This window comes from Nostoc sp., assembly GCF_036917975.1.
GTDB lineage: Bacteria > Cyanobacteriota > Cyanobacteriia > Cyanobacteriales > Nostocaceae > Nostoc.
On sequence record NZ_JBALEJ010000063.1, the window covers coordinates 1 to 10073 of the forward strand.

A 10073-nucleotide genomic window follows, 5' to 3' on the forward strand; every position below is an offset into this window, starting at 1 on the left:
TGATAATTATGTGTCAAAAAATGATGGTTCGACACAAGTTCTCTATGTAAATAAGAGAATTTTGTCTGATTTTTTTCAAAATGAGAATTGCTGCAATTATCACTGCTGCTCACCAAATTAATCGAGGAATTTATCCCACAATTGAGCCGATATCTGATAGTCCCATGTCCGACTGTATTTGGCACGGCGGCGGACATCAGCCCGAACATGGTGTACAGGCAATCTGCGAGTTGATTACCGATTTGATTCCACGCTTAGGTTTTAATCCTGCTACTGATGTGCAAGTACTTTGTCCAATGTCGCGGGGCTTGGTAGGGACTCGCAACCTTAATACTGTGTTGCAGCAGTTGATTAATCCACCCAGCCCCAACAAAGTGGAGATTAACAGAGGTGGGAATTTGTTACGCGAGGGCGATGTCTGCGACAAGCCGCTAAGAGCGTCTACGCATTATCCAGTTGACCAACGACTACAACCGCGAAGTCTTCAACGGTGACTTGGGAATAATCCTCACCATTGATACTGTCGAGCAGGAAGTTACAGTACTGTATGGTGAGCGGACTGTGGTTTACGAGTTCAACCATTGGTTGACGACTATATAGGTCATCCCCTAAAAGCGTGATGGGTTGATTTTTGAATTCTGAGGCATAGTTATTGATCCATCGTTTGGCTGCTGCCACTTCCGAAGGAAAGTTTTTGGGACCCATCTTGAGGGGTGATGAACTCAGGGGCTAAGGAAATCACCTGGGGCTGACCTGATGCTACAATTACAGGCAGAATTGCGCTATGAAAGTAAGTCACAGTGCCGTTTTTGTGGGTACGACTCGAACAACACTCACAGTGAATAGTCTGAGAACTAAAATACTGAGTGCCGTCTAAAGTCACCAACAGATGTCCACCCAAACACTGATAAGGCTTTAAGTTCCCATCCCTCTGCAATGATTGGTAGACCCAGGTGAACACCCGAAATAATTCCTTAGCTGCTAGCTTGTCCAGAATATTCCGAATTTGAGGTGTGGTCGGAATTTGTCTCAAACCAAACAAACTTTGAGCATTATCTAGCCCATGACGACTGTGCATCTGACGCTGATGTTCCAAAAACGACTCACATTGCATGAAAAATACTGAAAATGCTCCCAGAACTGTATCTTTGATGCTGTAGCGAGTCGCGTTACTGGCAAGCCTTGGGTCTTTGATTTCCGCAATAGCTCGTTGGAGAAATCCCAGCATTACTCCAAAACTTAGTGTCATCAGCTCCATCTCGATGCCCTTGAAGATATACTCCTTTATCCTCAAGCTAAACTGTAACTGTTGTCAAAATTTGAATTTGGAATTGCTGGTCAGGGCAGGGTGTAGGGCAATACTACTTGCTTTGTGCATTTTGAACTCAGAATTTGGTTTGGGGAAAAGGTTTTTGGGGTTTGGGAAAATAGCGATCGCTTCCTAAGAATTATCGTTCAAAATGGTTATGTAATGAGCGATTTCAAGGTGATGTCATGAGCGCTGATGAAATACCAAATGTAGGTGGTGGAATGCCCGTAATCGGGTATTGGGCAGAAAAGACAATTGCCCGGGATGGGGTGAAAATTTGGGAAAAATTATTCCACAAAAGTGCTTGTCTTTCCTGTGCTTGGGGAACAGGGGGACAAAAGGGGGGTTTCGTCAACGAAGAAGGAGAAGTATTGCAGCGCTGTGCCAAAAGCGTCGAAGCGATCGCATCGGAGCTACAACCAGCTACCCGTTTTGATGAAAAATACACCCTGGCACAGCTTCAGGAGTTAACTTCCCAAGCAGCCAACAATTTGGGTCGATTGAGTCATCCATTAATCTTACGTTCTGGAAATAGCCGTTACGAAAAAATTTCCTGGAACGAAGTATACGACATTGCCGAAACAGCATTTAAAAAATCACCCCAAAGGATAGCATCCTACAGTTCTGGTAGGTCATCGAACGAAGCCGCATTTTTACTACAATTGATGGTGCGAGCCATCGGTTCCAATAACCTAGCGGACTGTTCCGATTTGTGCCATGCAGCTTCCACCGTCGGATTGAAGGAAATGTTCGGTTCCGGTACATCGATGGTCAGTTTGGAAAGCCTCAAACAAGCAGAGTGTGTGGTGTTAATTGGTTCCAATGCACCAGCAAACCATCCCCGATTGTTAAACGAGTTGATACAACTGCGCGCTCGCGGTGGCAAAGTAATTATTATCAATCCCACAATCGAAGTTGGTTTGGTGAAATTTGCCTCCCCAGCTTTCCCGATCAAATCCATGCTGGCAGGTGGTTCGGATATCTCTTCGTTGTATCTACAACCAATTCCAGGTAGCGATGTGGCTTTATTTGTAGGTATTCAAAAATCCGCGCTTGAACAAAATTTAATCAAATTCGATTTTCTGCAAAACCACAGCGAGAATTGGGAAAATATCATTCAACATGCCCAAAACACTCCCTGGGAAACAATTACATCCACTTGTGGGATTTCCCAAGCCGAAATTACCGCCGCAGCCAGGATAATTGGTACATCTGCGGGTGTAGTATTTGCTTGGGCGATGGGAGTCACTCAACAGGAAAACGGTGTCGATAACATTTTTAGTATCGCCAATACCGCATTATTAACGGGAAATGTGGGCAAACCGGGAGCGGGAACCATGCCAATTCGCGGACATTCCAACGTCCAGGGATTTGGCTCGATGGGAGTCACCATCAACCTCAAAAAAGAGATTCAGCAAGCTTTGGAAACATTACTGCAACGTCCCCTGAGTCGGGTTCCCGGATACGATACGCGGGGATTAATTACTGCTGCGGATCGAGGAGAGGTGGATAGCTTATTTTGTTTGGGGGGAAATCTCTACGCAGCCAACCCGGATTTAAACCAAGCAAAACGGGCTTTGGGGCAAATTGAAACCATTTTTTACGTGGCAACCAAACCCAATCTCGGACATTTTCACGGTTTGGCAAAGCAAAATACGATTATTCTGCCGGTGTTTACTCGATTTGAAAATCCTCACAAAACAACGACAGAATCCGGCAATAATTTCGTTCGTTTGAATGATGAAGGGAAAACACATTTAAAAGATGGGGATTTGATTTCCGAAGTGGAATTAATTATTGAAATTGCCGATCGAGTGTTGGGAGAGCATCCGGTAAATTGGCGCAAACTCCAGGATACGAAATACATTCGCCAACTAATTGCCCAAACAATCCCTGGATACGAAAAAATTGCTGATATCGATTCCACTGGGGAAGAGTTTACGATTGACAAGAGAGTTTTCCACGAGCCAAAATTCCCAACTCCTACGGGGAAAGCCAAGATGTTCGTGACAAATTTACCCCAGTTAGATTTACCCAGCAAAGGCGATTTTGGTGTGGGGGAATCAACCCCAGGAATTATTTTAATTTTGGGTACGGGAAGAAGTTATTCCCAACATAACACCGTCGTTTACAAACCCGGAGATTACTATCGGGGAATGCCCCACCGTAATTGTATTTTGATGAATCGCGAAGATGGGGAAACCGCCGGTTTTCGGGAACACCAACAGGTAACGGTACGAGGAGACGTGGGTAAACTGGAAAATGTGGAAGTCATTTTTGGGGAAATTCGTCGGGGAGCAGCAATGATGTTTTATCCCGAAGTCAACGCGATTTTTACAGCGAAAATCGATGGACGTTCGGGTACTCCAGCTTATAAGAGAGTGCCAGTATTTGTTTGCGAGGATTATTGTGGATAATGGGCGATCGTTTATCGATGGCGATCGCAAGACATCGCTCCAGTGGTACAACTTTATCTCATGTAAGGGCGATGCCGACGGCGGTCACTTAGCTTCTTGTACTGAGAGTAGTCGTTGGCGCAGCCTCTCGTAGAGAAGTATGTCGAAGTGCGGCAAGCTACACACCTCCCAATACGCTTCGGTTAAAGGGGAAAGGTTTTGAATATATCCTTTAACCTTTAACCCTTCCCCATTCCCCACACTCGATTGTGAAAAATGCTTATCCGAACCGTATTGACACACCTCCTACCCCGAATCAACTTGGAGATTGGTTATAACTGCTCTTGTCCAATAGTATATTTTCTGTGAACTTCACTTATGAGTAGATTGGCAATAAAGCCAATAATCAATACTCCTACCATGATATACATAGTCACTGTATAGGCTTGAGCTTTCGGTATCCCATGATTGATCTGAAACTCGCGGATGTAATTTACAAGAACTGGACCGATAACACCTGCCACAGACCATGCCGTGAGCAACCGTCCATGAATAGCGCCAACCTGCATTGTTCCAAATAAATCACGCAGATAAGCAGGAATGGTGGCAAATCCACCACCATACATGGTCAAAATGATACAAAAACCGATGTAAAACAGTAGAATATTCCCAAGTTCACCAATTGTCGGAATTAAAGCATACAAAAGTATGCCTAAACCAAAGAAAATCATATAGGTTTGTTTCCTGCCGATGTAGTCTGATAAAGATGACCAGAAAAACCGACCAACTAAATTAAACAAGCTTAACAGCACGACAAATCCAGCACCGACTGAGGGAGAAACCTTAAAAATTTCCTGAATCATGGGCGAAGCTTGGCTTAAAACACCAATTCCGGCGGTGACGTTTGTACATAATACAATCCATAACAACCAGAATTGCGGTGTTTTAATTGCGTTATCAGCAGTAATATTTGACGTTGTTACCAACTTTTGGGGTTGAGTAGGTGGTGTGTAGTGTGGGGGTTGCCAAGTAGGTGGCGCAATACGTACAAAGAATACACCACACATCATCAGACAAAAGTAAATTACACCCATAACCACAAATGTTTGCCATACCCCGACAGAGGTGGAAGATTTAAAATGCTCCATCAGTGCTACCGCGAGTGGCGAACCAATGATCGCTCCGCCACCAAATCCCATAATTGCCATCCCTGTTGCCATCCCTGGACGGTCGGGAAACCATTTAATCAACGTCGAGACGGGAGAAATATAGCCAATACCTAAGCCAATACCGCCTAATACACCGTAACCAAGATAAACAAGTACAATCTGATGTAGATACACTCCAAAAGCAGAAATAAAGAAGCCGCCGCTAAAGCAGAGTGTTGCAACAAACATTGCTTTGCGGGGTCCTTGTTTTTCAACCCATTTGCCAAATAGAGCCGCAGAAATCCCTAGAAAGGCAATCGCACTAGAAAATATCCAGCCGAGAGTCGGCAAGTTCCAATCGGTCGGTGCTGATTGGGTAATGCCAATAAGTTTGGTCATTGGCAGGTTGAACACACTAAAGGCATACACTTGTCCGATGCACAAGTGTATTGCTAATGCTGCTGGAGGAATTAGCCAACGATTAAATCTAGGCTGTGCAATGATTCGTTCTTTGTCTAAAACAGAAGTTACTTTATTTTTCAAGTTTTTCTCCTAGAGAAAAAATTAGATTGAACTGGTTGTACTGGGTACTAGGGAAGATTTGAATGGGGATTGGGACTCCAACCAAATCTTACTCATATTTTCTGACCCAGGCTGATCAAAACCACTTGATAGCGATCGCTTGTGTAAGTTCTCTTACCTTCATAGCGATCGCTTCTGTCCGGGTGCAAGAGCGCCATCGCTCCTCCTGAGTTTTTCCTCTTTGAATTTTAGGAGGGGCGATCTATGCGATCGCTTGTATTTGCTGGGGAGCGATGCCTGCGGCGGTAAACTACGCCAAGTGTAGTTTCTTTCTCAGTCAACATTGCGCTTAAACTGCATTTGGGCGAAGTGGTCTTGCAGCAGTTTGTGGATGAAAATGTTAAAAATGCTTCCCGAAATCCCTGAGCCTATTTTATTGACTCAGATTTTTGCCAAACTTACTTCTTTAGGACGCATTCATCCCATTTCTACAGGCGTTGAACCCTCGTAAATTGGCAACAGTATTGATTTAGTAGTAGTATATATGATACAAAATGACCAAGATGCTATTCTTAAGGAATTTGAGTGAAAGCTCATTCGTGGGTGTTTTGGGTTGAGGTAGCGCGAGATTTTCAGTGACACACTTTTTTTTGAGATTTGCGATACAGCACTTCCGCCTGCTATGAGGTACGCACACAGTCTCAAAAGTTAGGATAGGAAAGGGTTATGGGGAAAATTGTGCTTCATAATAGCCGGAAGTGCTGTAAAGCAATCGCAGTTGGCGTAGCAGGATTAAGTTACTGACTAGTTGGGGTCATAAGGTTGGGTTTAGATAAAAGGAGCATTTATGAAATTGCCACAGCGATTTGAAGTCAAACCTAAAACCGCAAGAAATGTTGTTTTATTGACAATCGGATGTGGAATTTTTGTGTTACTCGGTTTCTTTATGATAGCAACGGGTGGCTCAGGAATTTTTATTGGACTACTAGCAATTCTTTTCTTTGGCGGTGCAGGATTGTTTGCTATCCCAAAGTTAGCCCGTCGTCCTGTAAGTATGATCCTGACCTCTGCTAGTCTTCAGCAGATTTCACCCTATGGAGATGCAGTGCTTTCATGGCAAGATATTGAATCTATTGGAATCTCCAATGTATTTAGTAATAAAATGGTCGGACTGCGGCTTAAAACGTATGATCGATACGTCAATAACTTGTCTTTGCAGTTGGCAGAATATATGACAAAATCTCTACCGTATTTGAAATTCCTGGCTGTGAGTTCATCTTTTCTGCCAACGTCCACATCTATGAAGCTATGGTCTGCACTGGAAGGTCATGGAAATCCCGCTGAAACACTGAGAAGTTTTGGAAAGGTTGGAACAATAGTCGAGGCAATGCTTTGGAATAGAGAAAAATTTGGATATGATATTTTGTTCACTTGGTCTGATTTAGACCGTTCTGCTGCCGAGTTTGTTCAACTCTTAGAGCAATATCGTCGGGCTTTTGAAGGTAGATATTAACCCAAAATAATTGGTGAAGAGTAGGGGAGCATCGGGAGCAATCTCAAGGAAATGCTGCTTTCAAAGAAGGTATTACAAAACAAACATTTACACAAGTTAGTGGACAGTTAGCTCCTCGCATCAAAAAAGGGTATTCGGCAGTTTTCTTGGGAAATCTGAAGCAGCAAGGGTATCAAGTTTATTTATGGAAACTGACATTTTTGGATGGCGGTGATGATGTCTTAGCTAGACTTAGCCTCAAGGATGGAAAAATAGGTGGATTTTGGCTGAATTAGGCGATCGCTCCCTGGACTAACTTTGTTGTAACGATCACTGTTTGGTGTAACTTTTCCTCTAAGAATTTTTTATGGGCGATCGCCCTTAAGGCAACTTGTAAACGTTGCCGCAAATAATATTAGCGCCCACCTAGATACAGGCAGGCGCTATTCAAATAATTTAAGCTCAGGGAGAAAATATAGTGAAATGAATTCCCTGATTTTTACGATTAATTGATTCAAATTTAATTTCTTAGATTGCACTGCGACGATTTAGCAAGTTCCACAAGAAAACAGCGACAATTGCGCCAAGAACCGCTACTGCAATACCGGGAATGCTGAGTGTGGGGGCGGCTAATGTCAAGGTTCCTGTACTGAAGAACACACCCAAACTACCACCAACAAAAGCACCGATAATTCCTAATAAGATTGTTCCTAAGATTCCGCCACCTTGATGACCGGGGTAGATAGCCTTTGCAATAGCACCAGCAATTAGACCTAAAACAATCCAAGCAAGAATATTCATTGTTTTAATTTGAGCAACGTTTTTCATCGACAAATAAACAATAGCAATCCCAACATTGACATTTAATCTACCAACAGAACCAATTATTAATAGCCTTGAGGATGAATGCTGTTACTTCTGGTGATATACCCCCCTAACTGAGATGGATAATTAATAAAAAAAGCTCCTATTAGGTCTAAAACTAGGAGCTAATAAATTCATTGCTTGATAATTGCAGTATATGCATTTTTAATGATTTATCTCATCTACTTAAAGAATTAAGCTCCAGTTGAAAGCAGATACTCTTGTGCGATCGCGTACCCGCCCGCAGGAGGCGATCGCTCTTAATCAAGAGAGGAAACACCAAGCGATGCCTGCGGCGGTAAACTACGCTTCAGGTGTGTAACTTTGACTCGCTTGAATATCTGAACTACATTACTTACCAAAAGTATCTTAGTTGACACTAAATTAGCTCACTCTTTTGGATGAGAAAGAAATCAACCAATTAGGTGAGATGAGTGCAGTTATTTGAGACTAATATTGAAGAATAAATTCAGAAGTAAAAATTCAGAAGTAAAAATTCAGAATCCAGCAATCTATTAGTGGGAAATTCCAAGCCGCCACGACGAAAGTTGACCACTAAAGAAAGGATATTTAGTGGGGTTTTCAACTAATTCGTAATTGAGAATTTGTAATTGGTAATTGAATTCTTAACTACGAATTACGTAAGCGTTGCCCATTACGAATTAGTTAAACCCCAAAATTCAGCACTTGTACTGAGCGTTGCGTTGCCCTGAGCGCGGTCGTTGGGCAGGCTCAGGGTAACACCTGCGTCGAACGCGCAGAGCGTCTCCAAGAGTTGGGTCGAAGTGTCACGCCGAAATCTACTTTTTCGTACAAAATTCAGAGCTTTCTTCTGGCAACAGATTCTATGAATAGAGACTACTGATTGCCAGATATCTAACTTAGGGTAACTATATGAAACTGAATACCTTCATCAATTGTGCATTTGTGATTGCATCTATTGCGCTTGTACCCGGAATTGCTATAGCTCAAACAGCTAATAATGATAGTGGCAACCCTTTAGCTGTCAACTCTAACAATTTACCCACTCAATTTAAAAATAATAGCGTTCTCCAACCCTTCCAAACAGCATTTTTTGCTTATCAAGGTTACTTCAAGCCAGAGGGAATTCCCAGTGCTGGTGCTTTGGTATTCCAATACAAAGGAGGAGAGATAACAGCAGTTGATGTTGTGAAGGCTGCTATTAAAGCTAATAAGCTCCCAGCACAAACTTTGAATGATACAGATTACATAAACGCTGTTGATTCTCAGCTTAGGTTGCCCGCCGCAGGCATCGCTTGTGTAAGTTCTGCTTACCTTCATAGCGATCGCTTCTGTCCGGGTGCAAGAGCGCCATCGCTCCTCCTGAGTTTTCCTCTTTGAATTTTAGGAGGGGCGATACCGCTAACGCTACGCTATCGGTGTCGCCCAATTTCCCAATATACTTTTACCGCATATATCTAAAGAAAATAAAAAGCGGTGCAAATACGGCTAAAAGTATTCCGGCAATACCAGAATATAACTGTATTGAAGTTTCATGCTTGACATTAGTTAGGAAAAAAACGCCATATAGAATCTATGGAAGATAGCCTATAAACAGTACTAAAACCCTTAAGTTACGCACAGTTTTTTCTAACTTATCTATCCTTACTTTTAGTTGAATAATTCAGATTTTTATTGACTAGGAACACAAAATTATTAGCAGGGGTTGGTACTGCATTTCCTGGTGATTCCAGCTTTGAAGCTCCCAATTGAAACTCATTTTATGCCAGCAATCGAAAGTATCTTAGTTTACACTAAATTAGCTCACTCTTTTGGATGAGAAATAAATCAACCAATTAGGTGAGATAAATAGACTTATTTGGCACTACTATTGAATGGTAAATTCCAAAACAAGAACATCAGAATCTAGCAAGATTTTAGTGGAGAATTAAAACAAGTCGCAAGTCGCAAGTCGCAAGTCGCAAGTAAGTTTTGTGAAAGCGACGCGCAAAGCGAGTCTGCGATAGCGCCGGCGGCAAGCGAGTATTTTCGAGTCGCGTCCGGGGATTTAGCGCTGCATTGCGGTCTTGGGGTCTCCCCAAGAGGAGCAACTTTGCAAGACAGACCCCGACCCAAAACTTGCCGGTTATTGAACCGGGGGACTTAAACCCACGGAGTTTGTTAAAACCCGCTACGGCGGGATTTGACCACTAGAAAAAGTATATATATTTAGTGGGGTTATTCAACTAACTTGTAGATAACTTTTAATTATTAATTGAATTCTTTAATCCGAATTAAGTAACCGTTGTTAGGCGTAACCCATTACGAATTAGTTAAATTACTTGATTCAGCTTCAACTGAGCGTTCACGAAGTGTGTCGT

The 10073-nt window shown here is 42.6% G+C and carries 7 protein-coding genes and 1 pseudogene; 5 read left to right on the plus strand and 3 right to left on the minus strand.

Features of this window, described 5'->3' with window-relative positions:
• Positions 1-89 precede the first annotated feature (89 nt).
• Positions 90-576 (plus strand): annotated as a pseudogene (locus tag V7K76_RS24725) (ATP-dependent RecD-like DNA helicase); the annotation flags it as partial.
• Between the two features lie 73 nt (positions 577-649).
• Here the strand turns inward: V7K76_RS24725 and V7K76_RS24730 are convergent.
• Positions 650-1249 (minus strand): hypothetical protein, encoded by a 600-nt coding sequence (locus V7K76_RS24730; RefSeq protein ID WP_335030118.1) that lies wholly within the window; start codon positions 1247-1249, stop codon positions 650-652.
• Between the two features lie 245 nt (positions 1250-1494).
• Between V7K76_RS24730 and V7K76_RS24735 the strand changes: the two genes are divergently transcribed.
• Positions 1495-3726: an FdhF/YdeP family oxidoreductase gene (locus tag V7K76_RS24735; protein WP_334777313.1), complete on the plus strand. Its 2232-nt coding sequence runs from the start codon at positions 1495-1497 to the stop codon at positions 3724-3726.
• 311 nt (positions 3727-4037) lie between these two features.
• On the opposite strand, the gene V7K76_RS24740 is transcribed toward V7K76_RS24735, so the two are convergent.
• Positions 4038-5396, minus strand: coding sequence for an L-lactate MFS transporter (locus V7K76_RS24740; protein WP_335030119.1), 1359 nt, complete (start codon positions 5394-5396; stop codon positions 4038-4040).
• A gap of 826 nt (positions 5397-6222) precedes the next feature.
• On the opposite strand from V7K76_RS24740, the gene V7K76_RS24745 reads away from it, so the two are divergent.
• Entirely contained in the window at positions 6223-6888 is a 666-nt protein-coding gene (locus V7K76_RS24745; RefSeq protein ID WP_334776220.1) for an STM3941 family protein, read from the plus strand.
• Positions 6889-7034: 146 nt separating this feature from the next.
• Positions 7035-7163, plus strand: coding sequence for a hypothetical protein (locus V7K76_RS24750; protein ID WP_335030120.1), 129 nt, complete (start codon positions 7035-7037; stop codon positions 7161-7163).
• Positions 7164-7395: 232 nt separating this feature from the next.
• Here the strand turns inward: V7K76_RS24750 and V7K76_RS24755 are convergent, their stop codons facing one another.
• Entirely contained in the window at positions 7396-7668 is a 273-nt protein-coding gene (locus V7K76_RS24755; protein ID WP_099068138.1) for a GlsB/YeaQ/YmgE family stress response membrane protein, read from the minus strand.
• Positions 7669-8625: 957 nt separating this feature from the next.
• Between V7K76_RS24755 and V7K76_RS24760 the strand changes: the two genes are divergently transcribed.
• A complete protein-coding gene (locus tag V7K76_RS24760) occupies positions 8626-9093 on the plus strand; it encodes a hypothetical protein (RefSeq protein WP_335030121.1) in 468 nt (155 codons plus the stop codon).
• The last annotated feature ends 980 nt before the right edge of the window (positions 9094-10073 follow it).